Source organism: Sphingobium herbicidovorans (genome assembly GCF_002080435.1).
GTDB lineage: Bacteria > Pseudomonadota > Alphaproteobacteria > Sphingomonadales > Sphingomonadaceae > Sphingobium > Sphingobium herbicidovorans.
In genome coordinates, this window is record NZ_CP020539.1 from 770,001 (window position 1) to 783,239 (window position 13,239).

Sequence of the window (13,239 nt, forward strand, 5' to 3'; positions counted from 1 at the left end):
AGAAATCGCGGGATGTCGGCGCGTATGTCGCCGTCCGCTACCCCTTGGCTGCCGACATTCCCCGCCAGAAGACCGCGTCCAAGGGGAGAAAAGGCGACGAAACCGATCCCCAATTCCTTGCATGCATCGAGCACTGCGATTTCCGGATTGCGCGTCCAAGGCGAATATTCGGTCTGGACCGCCGCGATCGGATGCATCGAATGCGCGCGCCGGATCGTGGCCGCCGACATTTCCGACAGACCGATTGCGCCGATCTTGCCTTCCTCCTTCGCTCGCACGAGAGCGCCTAACGATTCCTCAAGCGGCACCTTCGGGTCCAGACGGTGCATATAATAGAGGTCGATATGATCTACACGCAGCCGCCGCAATGAATGCTCCAGCACGCGGACTATGGCTTGCGGAGACCCGTCGATACCGCGTTTGCCATCAATCTCGGCCAACACGCATTTGCTTGCCAGGGTGAACTCCCTTCGCCGATGCATCAGCGTCCGGCCCAACAGCTCTTCATTGCGGCCAAAACCATAGAGCGCCGCAGTGTCGAAAAAGGTGACGCCCGAATCGAGCGCGTGAAGCAAGAGCCGCTCCGCGGCCGCAGCGTCCGGGCGAGGAAGATAGCCATGGCTAAGGTTCATGCAGCCAAGTCCGATGGCCGACACGCTGAATGGTCCGATTTGACGATCGAGCAGGGATGAAGGCATGCGTCGTTCCTTAATAAGAGGCCTTTCGCCCCCGGTCGCCCGAAGCCGCGATCAGCCCTGACATGATGCCGCCTTATAGCTGCCCGGCCGAGCGCATCAAATTTTGCGGCAGATTGCGAAATTGAAGTATATCTGCGATAGCATAAGCGGATAAGCTTCAACTTTCGAGCCGGGGTCAGAAATGAACGCAATTGTTGACCAGATTGGCGACCTTGCCCAAGCCGGCGAAAAGATGGTCGAAAGGCTGCGGCGCAAGGCGTTTTTGCCCGACAGCCGCAAGGAACTCAACATCCGCTTTGGCATTGCCGAGGCCGCGCAGTTGCTGGGCTGCTCCACGAATCGCATCCGCATGGCAGAGGATGACGGTCGCCTCCCCCCTGCCCCACCGACCGGCAATGGCCGGCGCCCGGGCTATACGGTCGATGAACTTTTGAACATGCGGCAGGTGCTGGGCGCCAGTCCGGAACGCATGCCGCTCGACATACCGGCGATCATCGCGGTGCAGAATTTCAAGGGTGGCGTCGGTAAATCAACCGTCACCACGCATCTGGCCCATTATTTCGCAGTGCAAGGCTATCGCGTCCTGGTGGTCGATTGCGACAGCCAGGCCACCACGACGACCTTGTTCGGCTTCAACCCGCATTTCAACATCCAGCGGGAAGAGACGCTTTACCCCTATTTGTCGATCGATCCGACGCAGGTCGACCTTCTCTATGCGGTCAAGCATACCGCCTGGCCTAATGTCGACCTCATCCCGTCGAACCTTGAGCTGTTTGACGTGGAATATGAACTGGCGGCGGCGGGCAGCGACGGCGGATCGGTTCTGGCGGCGCGCTTTCGCAAGCTCAAGCAGGGCCTGATGGATCTTGCCCGTCATTATGATGTGGTTCTGCTCGACCCGCCACCAGCGTTGGGCACCATCAGCCTGGCCGTAATGCAGGCAGCCAACGCGCTGCTGGTGCCGCTGGCCGCGACCACGCCCGACTTTTGCTCGACCGTCCAGTTTCTTTCGATGATGGACCAGGTCATCGGCCAGTTGCAGACCGCCGGAATTTCGGTCGATTATCAGTTTATCCGGCTGCTTTGCTCAAAATTCGACAGCAATGATCCCAGCCATTCGATGGTTCGGGCCATTATGGAGCAGAGCTTTGGCCCTGCCCTTCTCCCCATCCCCATCCTGGACAGCGCGGAGATCAGTCATGCGGCGCTGCGCATGATGACCGTTTATGAGCTGGAGAAGCCGATCGGTACGCCGCGCACGCACAAGCGCTGCCGCGCCAATCTGGACGAGGCAATGGGTCAGATCGAGGCGCTGGTCCGCCAAAGCTGGGGCCGCGTAGCTCCGGCGCGGGAAGAGGATATCGTCAATGCGGCCTGAGACCTGGTTCACGCAGAGGCGCGGAGGCGTCGGGATTTTGCACTCCCCGGCAGGCGGAACGCCCTTTTTGACGGGACAGTCCAGTCCTTCCGCTGGTTTGAAAAGAGCTGCTCTGTCCCAGGCGCGGCCTCTCCGGGTCTCCGCGTCACCGCGTAAGTACAAAAACCTCCTGTCCTACAGGCGGTTGTTCACTTTATGTTCCCCGCGAATCGGAGGACAGAGCCATGGCGCGTAAACAATCAGATTATCTGGCGGCCTTACTGTCGGACGAGGCGGAGGCCCCCGCTCCCGCATCAGAAGCGGTGAACGAAGTTGTTGGAGAGGCAGAGGCGGAGCCAATCCCCTCCCCTGCTGCGACTGCCGCCCCGGCGCGTCTAGAACGAGCGCGGGGTTCGACGCTCCTCGGGCGCGAAACCGCCTTGGCCAGGCTTGCGTCGGGTGAGGTCCGGCAGGTCACGCAATTACTGCTGGACCCGGCCAAGGTCCGCATATGGCCCGGCAACGCCAGGCTGTATCAGCATCTGACCGAAGATAATTGCCGCGAGCTGATCGATTCAATCATCGCCGAGGGTGGGCAGAAGGTGCCTGCCGTCGTGCGCCGGGTCGAGGGCGACCCCTACCATGACTATGAAGTGATCGCGGGTACGCGGCGTCATTTTTCGATCAGCTGGCTGCGCAGGCATAGCTATCCCGACATGATGTTCGTGGCGCAGGTTGCCCAGTTGGACGACGAGGCAGCTTTCCGCCTGGCCGACCTGGAAAATCGCGCGCGCAAGGATGTCACCGATCTTGAGCGCGCTCGCAATTATGCGGAGGCGCTGGGCACGCACTATGGCAGCCATCTGACCCGCATGGCCGAACGGTTGAAGCTGTCCAAAGGCTGGCTCAGCAAGATGATAAAAGTCGCGGGCATCCCCGACGACATCATCGAGGCATTCCCTTCGCCGGGCGAGGTGCAGTTGAAACCCGCCTATCCCTTGGCTCAGGCGCTTGATAATCATGCGGCTGCCACGATTATCCATGCCGAGGCGGCCCGCCTTGCCACGACACAGCGGGAACGCCGCGCCGCTGGGGCACCACCCATCCCTGCGGTCGAGATATTGAAGCGACTGCTTGATGCGCCGCGCGTCGCGGTTTCCGAGCCGAAGGAAGAACCCTTCACCTGGACTACACGCTATGGCCGCCCTGCCCTGACCGTCCAATCGGCCAACCGCCAGGGTATCACCATCCGCTTTCATGCAGGATCAGGCGCGGACATGGAAACGCTGGCGACGGCGCTACGCGACACACTTGAACATCTTGAGCGGCGAGGGATGGGCTTACAGCAGTGACACGCTCGGGGGGCATATTGAAAGAATGATTGGGGGGTGGAGGCACGCCCCACCCTCTACTGTTTCCCCGGGGAAACGGGCCCATTCCCCTGCGCCCAAGCATGTTGCGCACCCCTGCCCTGCCCTCCTGTTTCCCCGGGGAAACAGGTTCACCTCGGCAGGCTACGCTGTTGCGAGTATCCGCTCATGAACCGCGCCGGCAAAACAGAGCTTAACGACCAGTTCGAGCTGTTCCTGCCCTATATCGCGGACATGCCGCTGCGCGACCAGCGCGAGATGATGGAGCGCCCCTTCTTCAGCCTTGCCAAGTCCAAGCGGGTGAAGCCGATCGATTACACATCGCCTGATGGCAAGGCGTGGGTCCATGTATCGGCCAATCCAGATTATGGCATGGCCACGATATGGGATGCCGACATCCTCATATATTGCGCATCCATTCTCGCCGACATGGCGCGCCGTGGTGTCAATGATGTGCCACGCAAGTTGCACCTGATGCCTTATGACCTGCTGCGCGCCATTCATAGACCCACCACCGGGCGCGCTTACGAACTGCTGGGGCAGTCACTCGACCGGCTTGTCTCAACCACGATAAAGACAAACATTCGGGCGGAAAATCGCCGCGAAGCCACCTTCAGCTGGTTGGATGGCTGGACCCAGCTTGTCGATGAGCGCACGGAGCGTTCTCGCGGCATGACAATAGAGCTTTCAAACTGGTTCTATGAAGGCGTGCTGATGCAGGGAGGCGTCCTGTCCATCGATCGCGCCTATTTCGACCTGACCGGCGGGCGCGAACGCTGGCTGTACAAGGTTGCGCGCAAGCATGCGGGCGGGGCAGGGGAGGGGGGGTTTGCCATCTCCATGCCTACGCTGTTTGAAAAGTCCGGAGCAGAAGGCGCGTACCGCCGCTTTAAGTTCGAGATCGCCAAGATCGCCGAGCGCGACCCTTTGCCCGGCTATACGCTGCTACTCGAACAGCCCGAGGGAAAGCGTGAACCGTCTCTTCGCATGCGGCGGCGGGCGGTGGAAGCACAGCGGATCGCCACGAAGCCGAACGGGGCAGGGAATAGTGATGCGCGTGCCCCTGCATCGGCAACTGCAAAGGGGAGGGGTTCGAACCACGCCCCCGCGATCGACCAGGCCGAGCAGCAATTCGATGCCCGCGATGTCATCCGCAGGACCGTGGTGGGACTGTCGACCAAGGCGAGCGCTGGTGAGCTTACTGACGCAACGCTTGCCGCCCTGCGCGCTGATTGTCCGGGTTGGGATTATCAGTCACTGCATCAGGATTTCCGTAATTGGCTGGATGCCGATCCCACCCGGACGCCCGTCAATTACCAGAAGGCGTTCATCGGGTTTGTCCGCCGGTTTCATGAGAAGAACCGCCACCGTCTTTGACGTTTGCGCCTTCCGGCCATTCACCAGTTCTCAGTCAAAGACACGGCTTCACGCATCATGCGTTCCCGAAGTGTCGGTTGCAGCGCAGCGGCGCGGACCAAATCAGAGCCAGCCTCGCTCCGCCTCAAATTAATCCACAGCTTTTGAACGACATTCCTGAGCGCATGGGTCGAACTGATTCAACTGCCGCCCGCCATTCCGTACCCGATGGCGACCTTCGACATTCCAGGAACGCTTCACGCACCTTCAGGAACAGATTCCCGACATATCAGGAACGGCGGTCACGACACTCCGGGAACGAAGATACGATCCTCCAGGAACGGCGCCTTGCGCGCGACTCGCGCATTTCAGCCGAATATCCGGCCTTTGAAACGCGCTAACTCCTTAACTTTCTAAGAAACCTTATAACCAGTGCGATAGTCATATTTGGGAAGAGAAGATGGAGGACAGGAAAAACGACTAGGTCATCCTAAATCCCGCGGACGGATAGCAGATCCCCCGCCGCATGCTCCACTTGCGCGATCAACTTCGTCGCGCCTTGGTGCGAAATGCCCAGAAGGCGCGCGACAGCCACCTTGCTAAGCCCCGGATAGGCAAGGCCAAGCCGCATCAGCAACGGTGCTTTGCTACGTTTCGTGACCTGCAACTCCTGCGGCAGTTTCCTCAGCCGCGCCTCTATGCGATCCAGGTCGGCAAGGCCCGCCTTGGCTTGCCGCCCGATCATCGCTGTCAGCTGCATCGTCAGGACGCCGACGTCCGCACCGGGAAAGCGAGGCATATCGACGAAAGATGGCAAGCGGCGCAATGTCAGGCCCGCCGTTTCGAAGGCCGTCGGCAAATGCGCCGCCACAACCCAACCCAGATCCGATCGGCGCGGATCAAGGCGCAATTGCCGCCCATCGGCCGTTGTGAGCAGCTGCCCGCCACTGATGGGAGCCGCCAGACCCTCTCGCGCGGCGATAAACCGCTCCGCAACGCCTTCCAGACTTGCACTGGGGTAGGGCGCTTCGACAAGCGCCTGAACCGCCCGCCAAGCCGGACCAAAGCGTATCAGGTCCTCTGGCGCCCAGACTTCCGCTTCCTTGCGATCGTCCAACAGTCGCCGCGACACGTTAAGCGTCGCCCTGGCGATGGGATCGCGGCTGCTTTCCGTCGCCGACAGGGCAAAATGGACCAGTGCCGCGATTGACAAGGGGTCGTTCAACCCTTCGCTGTGGCGCGGTGGCGGTGTCCGTCCGCAAATCCAGTCCTGCAAGTCCTTGACCCCGATCGGAACGGAAGCGACCGTGGCCAGCATGGCTGCGCCCTTGAGCCTCGCCCTGGCGAGCCAGATGTCTGCGGCAGGGCTGTTTGCAAGCCTTCCATCAAGGCGACCGAGGAGTAGAAGCGCTTCGCCCGGAGAGGAGGAAAAATCCAACATTTCTCTGCCTTAGCGCGTTATTGAATACAACTAAACAGATAGGTTGGTTGTACCGTCTTTTTGTACGCTATCGGCTTTTGCTATTGGGTCGAAAGCGCCAGAGCGGGCATGCTGATCCAACGGTTGCCGGAAATTCCAGTCCCGCTTGAAAGCAACGGTCCTCCGCGCCATCTGTCCGGCGGCTGAACTTTAGTGGAGGGCATGAAAGAACGCCATGACGAACCCGACCGACGTTGCTGTGGAAACCCGTTCCTTCGAGGCTGACGTAGCCAAATTGCTGCACATGATGGTGCATTCGGTCTATTCGGACAAGGATGTGTTCCTGCGCGAACTCATCTCCAACGCCGCCGATGCTTGCGAAAAGCTGCGCTATGAAAGCCTGAGCGATCCCACGCTGGCGGGCAGTGACAGCGCCAGCGTCACGGTCACCCTCGATCCTGACGCACGCCAGATAATCGTCGAGGATAATGGCATTGGCATGAGCGAGGCGGAACTGGTCGAGGCGCTTGGCACGATCGCGCGTTCGGGGACGAAGGCGTTCATGGATCGCATCGCGACGGCCAGGGAAGCGGAAGGGACGCAGCTTATCGGCCAGTTCGGCGTCGGTTTCTATTCGGCTTTCATGGTCGCCGACCGTGTCGATGTGTTCTCGCGCCGCGCGGGTGCGGATCAGGCCGCGCACTGGTGTTCCGATGGCCTTGGCACCTATACCGTTCAGCCTGCCGATACGGCGGAAGCACCGGTACGTGGCACCCGCGTCACCCTGCGCCTTAAGGAAGATGCGTCCGCCTACACCGAGCGCTATCGCACCCAGCAGATCATAAAGGATCAGTCCGGTCATGTGCCGGTGCCGATCTTCCTCAAGGAAAAGCCCGATGCGGAAGCCGAGCAGATCGCGGATGGCGCGGCGCTCTGGACCAAGCCCAAGAGCGAGATCAGCGAGGAAGATTACACCGATTTCTATCGCAGCGTAGCCGGGCAGTTCGACCAGCCCGCGCTGACGCTGCATTATCGGGCGGAGGGGCTGCACGAATATGCGGTGCTGGCCTTCATTCCTGAAGTGAAGCCCTTCGACCTCTTCGATCCCGACCGGACGGGCCGGATGAAGCTCTATGTTCGCCGCGTCTTCATTACCGACGAGGCCGAGATTCTGCCGCGTTACCTGCGGTTCGTTCGCGGCCTCGTCGATTCCAGCGATCTGCCGCTCAACGTCTCGCGCGAGATGATCCAGCAGAGCCCCGTTCTGGCAGCGATCCAGAAGGGGGTGAGCAACCGCGTTCTTACCGAACTGGAAAAGCTGTCCGCCAAGGACGGCGATGCGTATATAAAATTCTGGGATGATTTCGGCGCCGTGCTGAAGGAGGGGCTGTACGAGGATTATACCCGGCGGGAGCAACTGCTGGGCCTGTCGCGCTTCAAATCGACCGTGTCCGGGGAAGGTTGGCGCTCGCTCAAGGACTATGCGGATGGGATGAAGGAGAACCAGACGGCAATCTATTATGCCACCGGTTCCGATCTCGATCGCCTCGCGTCTTCACCTCAACTGGAAGGTTTTCGCGCCCGTGGAATCGAGGTTCTTCTGCTGACGGACCAGGTGGACAGCTTCTGGGTCACCGCAGGCGTCGATTATGACGGCAAGCCGTTCAAATCGGTGACGCAGGGCCTTGCCGACCTCAGCCTGATTCCGCCTGCCGAGGGAGAAACGACCCCGCCTGCCGCTTCGGAAGAGGTCAACGATTTCATCGCCTTCGCCAAGGATTTGCTCAAGGATGAAGTGTCCGATGTTCGCGTTTCGGAGCGTTTGACCGAAAGCCCTGTCTGCCTTGTCGCGGCGGAACATGGCATGGACAGACAGCTGGAAAAGATGCTTGCCGCCGCCGGACGTGGAGGCGGGGCTTCGGCGCCCGTGCTGGAACTCAATCCCCGGCACAGCCTTATCGCGAAGCTGAGCGAGTTGCGGGATAATCCGGCATTGCGCGAAGATGCGGCCCGGCTGCTGCTGGATGAAGCCCGCATTGCCGACGGAGAATTGCCCGTCGATCCGCGTGCCTTTGCGGAAAGACTTGGCCGGATCATGGCCAAGGCGCTTGGATGATGCGTAAAATGCTGGCCCGTTATGCCGGGCCAGCCCATTGTCTACGCTTCAGCCAAGCGTCACGAAGATTTCCGCTTCGATGACCCAATCCGCACCGATCTTGCGCCATTTCGCGCTATAGGCTCCCGACGCGACCGGCGACGCCATTCCGGCTGACACGCCCGCCCACTCCCCCTGTTCAAGGGCTATCGGCTCGACGGGGGAGGGCAGAATGCTGGTTGGCGTGCGGGTGTAGATGGTGCGGTCGGGCGCGGCAAATTCCCGCTTCCACGCCAGCAGCTGCGCCTTCCGACCGGAAATCACCGCGCTGTCGCTGCCCGTGACAAGGATCGCGTCCTGCGCCAACAGGGGACCGATGGCGTTCAAGTCGCATTGAGCAAGCGCGCGATTGAATGTTGCCCGGCGCAGGCGGATGGCGAGGTCGGTCGATTGGGTCACGGAATATTCCAGGATCGAAGATAATAAGCTACTGATATGCCGCGCTCCTGCATCGACCGCAACAAGGCGGCGGAGCGGCTGGCCGCCGACATTTCCCTTCGTTCCGGCGCGGATTACACAGGGGTCGCGCCATGCTGGGAACGCACCATCGTCCGGGCCGTTGACTGCGAGCAACGCAGCATAGGGGACCAGTGATGGATGTCCGGCGCGCCAGCATTGGCCTTGGTCTATTTTCGATTGTCCTTGGTGTGGCGGAAATCGCCGCCACACGCCGCATCGCGCGTGCGCTTGGCAACGATCATCGCGCTGGGCGGGTGACATTACGGGCCTTTGGCGCGCGGGAAATGCTGGCGGGTGCAGGCATCCTCGCCGCTCCCGCCCATTCGACACTGGTCTGGAACCGGGTAGCGGGCGATGCGATGGATCTCGCTGCCCTTGGTCTTGCCGCGCGTAACGCCCCGCGCCATCGCGCCATATGGGGCGCGATAGCTTTTGTGGCCAGTGCAACGATAATCGATGCGCTGGTCGCTCGCGCACTCGACAAGAAGACCGGCAGGGCCTTCCCCGCCCGCCACTCCACCAGATCACGAAGAGATGGCGCGGGGCAGGACGCTAAGGCTCAACACGATCATCATCCCACGACGATCGAGCCTGAAGACATGCCCTTTGTCCAGGCTCCCGAAGTCACCCGGCATTGATAAGTATCCGAAATCGCAGGTTCGCCCCCAATTCCACGCCCTGTCGATGCCCGCGACTTGACACCATGCAACTGTCGGCGATGGCGAGGCGTTATGCCCGGATGAAAAGCGATGCGGTACGTTACGTCAGGGTCATGACACGCAATGAATTCTGCCATTTTGACCGACATGGTGACGGCCGCGCTGAAGGAGACGCGGCTGAATGAGCGAAATTGTCGATCGCACTTCAACGGGCAATGAGGGACTGAACTCCATATTGGGCGGGGGATTGCCCGCAAAGCGTCTATATCTTGTCGAGGGCGCGCCCGGTTCGGGCAAAACGACCCTGGCTCTCCAGTTCCTGTTGGAAGGCGTCAAGGCCGGCGAGCCGGTCCTCTACGTTACCTTGTCGGAAACCAGTGAGGAATTGTCGGTCGTCGCGGCCTCGCATGGATGGAATCTCGATGGGGTGAACCTGTTCGAGCTTGCTTCCGCAGAATCCGTGCTGGGCATGGGCCGCGATCAATCCATCCTGCATAGCTGGGAGATGGAACTGGGTGGCATCATTGACTTGATCCGTGAAGAAGTCGGACGCGTGAAGCCCAAGCGGATCGTGTTCGACAGCCTGTCCGAATTGCGGCTGCTGGCGCAGGATCCGCTGCGCTATCGGCGGCAATTGCTGTTCCTGAAACAGTTTTTCGCGCGGATCGACACTACCGTCCTGCTGGTCGATGACCTGACGGGCGGTTCAGGGGTGCGCGACAATCATCTGCACAGCTTGTGCCACGGGGTCATAACGCTGGAGCGGCTGACGCTGGATTTCGGCGCGGCGCGGCGGCGGATGCAGATCCAGAAGATGCGCGGCGTCCAATTCGTCGCGGGCTATCATGACATGATAATCCGTAAAGGCGGCATCGACATCTTCCCCCGGCTCGTGGCGGAGCGCAGCCTGTCAGCCCTTATGGGGGAGCCGGTTCCCAGCAGGATCCCGGAATTGGATGCTATATTGGGCGGAGGGCCAACACGCGGCACCAGCACCCTTATCACCGGCCCGGCCGGATCGGGAAAGACGACGCTGGCGCTGCAATATCTGATAGCTGCGTGCGAACGGGGCGAAAATGTCGTCATCTATCAATTTGACGAGCGCATCGGCACGCTGATCGGGCGGGCGCAGCAGTTGGGCATCGATCTTCAGGCCCTTATGGACGAAGGCCGGATGGTGATCCGGCAGATCGATCCTGCCGAAATCACGCCGGGCGAGTTCGCGTCGACGGTGCGTAATGAGGTGGAAGGACGCGGCGTCCGCATGATCCTTATCGACAGCCTCAATGGCTATGTCGCGGCGATGCAGGAAGAACAGCAACTGATCCTGCAACTGCATGAATTGCTATCATATCTGAGCCATCGTGGCGTCCTCACCTTGCTGGTCAATCCGCAACAGGGATTTTTCGGCACGATGAGCACGAGCGGCCTAAACGTGTCCTACATTGCCGACGTCGTCATCATGCTGCGTTTCTTTGAAGCGGGCGGACGGATCCGCAAGGCATTGTCGGTGGTCAAGAATCGCAGCGGCGCGCATGAGGATGCCATTCGCGAACTGCGCATTGATGCGCAGGGCATTCGTGTCGGCGCACCACTTTCGGATTTCAGGGGGGTGCTGACCGGAACGCCCGAATATCTTGGCTCGACAACGCCGCTGATGGAGGACCGGTCGAGCCGTGCATAAGGCGGCAACCCCAGGTCTCCGGGTCCTTGTCAGCGCACCCTATGGCAGCGACGCGGAAAGCGCCGCCTTGCTGCTGCGCGGGGAAGGGCATCGGGTACTCGTTTGCCCGACGCTGATCGAGGTCGCGGAGGCGATCGACGAACAGGCGGGCGTCGTCCTGGTCACTGAAGAGGCGCTGCTTGCCGACCTGGGGCCACTCCACCGCGCGCTGGATGCGCAGCCGGCCTGGTCGGACGTGCCCTTCATCCTGCTGGCCGGTCGGCAGGCGGGTCGCATGGGGTCGAGCGAGGCTGTGCGGCGGCGGTTGCCCGACAATGCCTTGAGCGTGATCCTGCTGGAACGGCCGGTGAGCGGGGAGTCGCTCGTCAGCGCGGTCGCTTCGGCAATGCGGGCGCGGCAAAAGCAACTACAGATCCGCGACCAACTGGGTGCCCTGCATGCGGAGCGCACCCGAATTAACGCGCTGCTTGAACATCTTCCCATCGGCGTCGCCTTTGTGGCGGGCGACGGAAGCACATTGCTGTCCAATCCTGCCTATCGCCGTTTTCTGCCAGGCGGCGAAATTCCTGCACGCCTTCCCGACGCCGAGGAGCGGTGGGAGGGGTATGACGAGGACGGCCGCCGCATAACCCGCGACCGCTTCGTGGCGGTGCGGGCGCTGAAGGGTGAACGGGTGACGGGCATGGAGTTCCTGCATCATCCGCCCCAGGGCGAACCGGTCTGGACGCGGGTGAGCGGCGTCCCGCTGGTCGATGGCGACGGTGCGGTGACTGGCGCCATTTCCGTGATTGTCGATATCGACGAACAGAAGCGCGGGCAGCAGGCGTTGACACAGGCCGCGCAGCGGCTGGAGCAGGAGGTGGACGCCAGGACGCAAGAATTGCGCGAGGCGCTGGCACGGCTGAAGGCGGAAGGGGAAGAACGGGCCCGCGCCGAGGAAGCGCTGCGACAGGCGCAGAAGATGGAAGCGGTCGGCCAGCTTACCGGCGGCATCGCGCATGATTTCAACAATATGCTGACGGGCATCATCGGCGCTCTCGACATCATGAAGCGGCGCATCGCCAGCGGCCGGCTGGAGGATCTCGACCGGTTCATGGACGCGGCCACCAGCTCAGCGCAGCGCGCGGCTGCGCTGACGGCGCGGTTGCTCGCCTTTTCGCGGCGGCAATCGCTGGACAGCAAGCCGACTGACATTTGCAACCTCCTTCATTCGCTGGAGGATCTGCTGCGCCGGACGATGAGCGAAGCGATCGCGGTGGAGATTGTTTCGGACAAGCCGTTGCCGCCCGCCCTGGTCGATGCCAATCAGCTGGAAAGCGCGATCATCAACCTGGCGATCAACGCCCGCGATGCGATGCCGGACGGCGGCCGCCTGACCTTGTCCTGTCGCGAACAGGTGCTGGATGCCGCCTTCTGCATGCAGAACCCCGGCGTCGCGCCGGGCCGCTACGTTGTGGTCGCTGTCTCTGACACGGGCGTCGGCATGGATGCCGCCACGCTCGATAAGGTGTTCGACCCGTTTTTCACGACCAAGCCGATCGGACAGGGCACCGGGCTAGGCTTGTCGATGGTCTATGGCTTTGCGAAACAGTCAAACGGACTGGTGCGCATCCATTCGACCGCGGGCGCGGGCACGTCGGTCAAGCTATTCCTGCCGGTGGCGCAGTCGGAACCCGAAGTCGAGCTGGCGGAAAGCGCTCCTATCCATCACGGCGACGGGCAATCGGTGATGCTGGTGGAAGACGACGAGTCCGTACGCCTTCTGGTGCGCGATGTTCTGGAAGAACTGGGCTACGAGACGACAGAGGCGGCCGATGGGCAGCAGGCGGTGCGCATATTGGAATCCGGCCAGCGGTTCGACCTGATGATTTCCGATGTCGGGCTGCCGGGAATGAATGGGCGGCAACTGGCCGAGATCGCCAGGGAATATCTGCCGGACCTGCCCGTCCTGTTCGTAACCGGCTATGCCGAAAGCGCGGCAGTGCGCGGCGGTTTTCTGTCCCACAACATGCAGATGATCACCAAGCCGTTCCAGATAGAGAAACTGGCCGCTCGCATCCGGGAGATGCTGGAAAGCTGAA

Annotated in this window: 11 protein-coding genes (1 of these 11 cut by a window edge); 8 read left to right on the plus strand and 3 right to left on the minus strand. The window is 61.4% G+C overall.

From position 1 onward, the window contains the following. Window positions 1-698, minus strand: the 5' portion of a protein-coding gene (locus B6S01_RS18320; protein WP_037469283.1) for an aldo/keto reductase. Its footprint begins 316 nt before the window's first position; the window shows 698 of its 1,014 coding nt (coding positions 1-698); the start codon lies at window positions 696-698; its stop codon lies beyond the left edge, outside the window. A gap of 181 nt (window positions 699-879) precedes the next feature. Here B6S01_RS18320 and B6S01_RS18325 point away from each other — a divergent pair, with 181 nt between their 5' ends. The 3 genes from B6S01_RS18325 to B6S01_RS18335 all read left to right on the plus strand — a co-directional run bounded on the left by B6S01_RS18325 (window position 880) and on the right by B6S01_RS18335 (window position 4,802). Beyond that, window positions 880-2,076 carry an AAA family ATPase gene (locus tag B6S01_RS18325; protein WP_037469286.1) on the plus strand — a complete coding sequence of 399 codons (1,197 nt, stop codon included), beginning with the start codon at window positions 880-882 and terminating at the stop codon, window positions 2,074-2,076. A 224-nt stretch (window positions 2,077-2,300) separates the two neighbouring features. Then, on the plus strand, window positions 2,301-3,407 hold the full coding sequence (locus tag B6S01_RS18330) for a ParB/RepB/Spo0J family partition protein (protein ID WP_037469288.1): 1,107 nt from the start codon (window positions 2,301-2,303) through the stop codon (window positions 3,405-3,407). 186 nt (window positions 3,408-3,593) lie between these two features. Continuing rightward, window positions 3,594-4,802 carry a replication initiator protein A gene (locus B6S01_RS18335; protein ID WP_037469290.1) on the plus strand — a complete coding sequence of 403 codons (1,209 nt, stop codon included), beginning with the start codon at window positions 3,594-3,596 and terminating at the stop codon, window positions 4,800-4,802. A gap of 469 nt (window positions 4,803-5,271) precedes the next feature. On the opposite strand, the gene B6S01_RS18340 is transcribed toward B6S01_RS18335, so the two are convergent. Then, entirely contained in the window at window positions 5,272-6,222 is a 951-nt protein-coding gene (locus B6S01_RS18340; protein WP_037469291.1) for a hypothetical protein, read from the minus strand. Between the two features lie 214 nt (window positions 6,223-6,436). Here B6S01_RS18340 and htpG point away from each other — a divergent pair, with 214 nt between their 5' ends. After that, window positions 6,437-8,317, plus strand: a complete 1,881-nt coding sequence (gene htpG, locus B6S01_RS18345) for a molecular chaperone HtpG (RefSeq protein WP_037469292.1) — start codon at window positions 6,437-6,439, stop codon at window positions 8,315-8,317. Window positions 8,318-8,365: 48 nt separating this feature from the next. Here htpG and B6S01_RS18350 read toward each other — a convergent pair whose 3' ends face one another. Beyond that, on the minus strand, window positions 8,366-8,755 hold the full coding sequence (locus B6S01_RS18350) for a nuclear transport factor 2 family protein (RefSeq protein WP_037469293.1): 390 nt from the start codon (window positions 8,753-8,755) through the stop codon (window positions 8,366-8,368). Between the two features lie 36 nt (window positions 8,756-8,791). Here B6S01_RS18350 and B6S01_RS21185 point away from each other — a divergent pair, with 36 nt between their 5' ends. The 4 genes from B6S01_RS21185 (at window position 8,792) to B6S01_RS18365 (ending at window position 13,238) form a co-directional block, all read left to right on the plus strand. Beyond that, a complete protein-coding gene (locus B6S01_RS21185) occupies window positions 8,792-8,950 on the plus strand; it encodes a hypothetical protein (RefSeq protein ID WP_156103409.1) in 159 nt (52 codons plus the stop codon). Beyond that, the gene (locus tag B6S01_RS18355) at window positions 8,950-9,453 is read left to right on the plus strand and encodes a hypothetical protein (RefSeq protein WP_081570547.1); all 504 of its coding nucleotides are present in this window, start codon (window positions 8,950-8,952) and stop codon (window positions 9,451-9,453) included. The genes B6S01_RS21185 and B6S01_RS18355 overlap by 1 nt, the downstream gene beginning before the upstream one ends. Window positions 9,454-9,655: 202 nt before the next feature. Continuing rightward, window positions 9,656-11,158, plus strand: coding sequence for an ATPase domain-containing protein (locus tag B6S01_RS18360; RefSeq protein WP_037469294.1), 1,503 nt, complete (start codon window positions 9,656-9,658; stop codon window positions 11,156-11,158). Further along, window positions 11,151-13,238 (plus strand): response regulator, encoded by a 2,088-nt coding sequence (locus B6S01_RS18365; RefSeq protein ID WP_037469296.1) that lies wholly within the window; start codon window positions 11,151-11,153, stop codon window positions 13,236-13,238. Before B6S01_RS18360 ends, B6S01_RS18365 begins: the two co-directional genes overlap by 8 nt. Window position 13,239: the final 1 nt, after the last annotated feature.

What these genes read in the sequence shown, in the direction of transcription:
- htpG (WP_037469292.1), top strand. Translation starts at nt 6,437, where the DNA reads ATGACGAACCCGACCGACGTTGCTGTGGAAACCCGTTCCTTCGAGGCT.
- B6S01_RS18330 (WP_037469288.1), top strand. Translation starts at nt 2,301, where the DNA reads ATGGCGCGTAAACAATCAGATTATCTGGCGGCCTTACTGTCGGACGAG.
- B6S01_RS18355 (WP_081570547.1), top strand. Translation starts at nt 8,950, where the DNA reads ATGGATGTCCGGCGCGCCAGCATTGGCCTTGGTCTATTTTCGATTGTC.
- B6S01_RS18340 (WP_037469291.1), bottom strand. Translation starts at nt 6,222, where the DNA reads ATGTTGGATTTTTCCTCCTCTCCGGGCGAAGCGCTTCTACTCCTCGGT.
- B6S01_RS18335 (WP_037469290.1), top strand. Translation starts at nt 3,594, where the DNA reads ATGAACCGCGCCGGCAAAACAGAGCTTAACGACCAGTTCGAGCTGTTC.
- B6S01_RS21185 (WP_156103409.1), top strand. Translation starts at nt 8,792, where the DNA reads ATGCCGCGCTCCTGCATCGACCGCAACAAGGCGGCGGAGCGGCTGGCC.
- B6S01_RS18360 (WP_037469294.1), top strand. Translation starts at nt 9,656, where the DNA reads ATGAGCGAAATTGTCGATCGCACTTCAACGGGCAATGAGGGACTGAAC.
- B6S01_RS18325 (WP_037469286.1), top strand. Translation starts at nt 880, where the DNA reads ATGAACGCAATTGTTGACCAGATTGGCGACCTTGCCCAAGCCGGCGAA.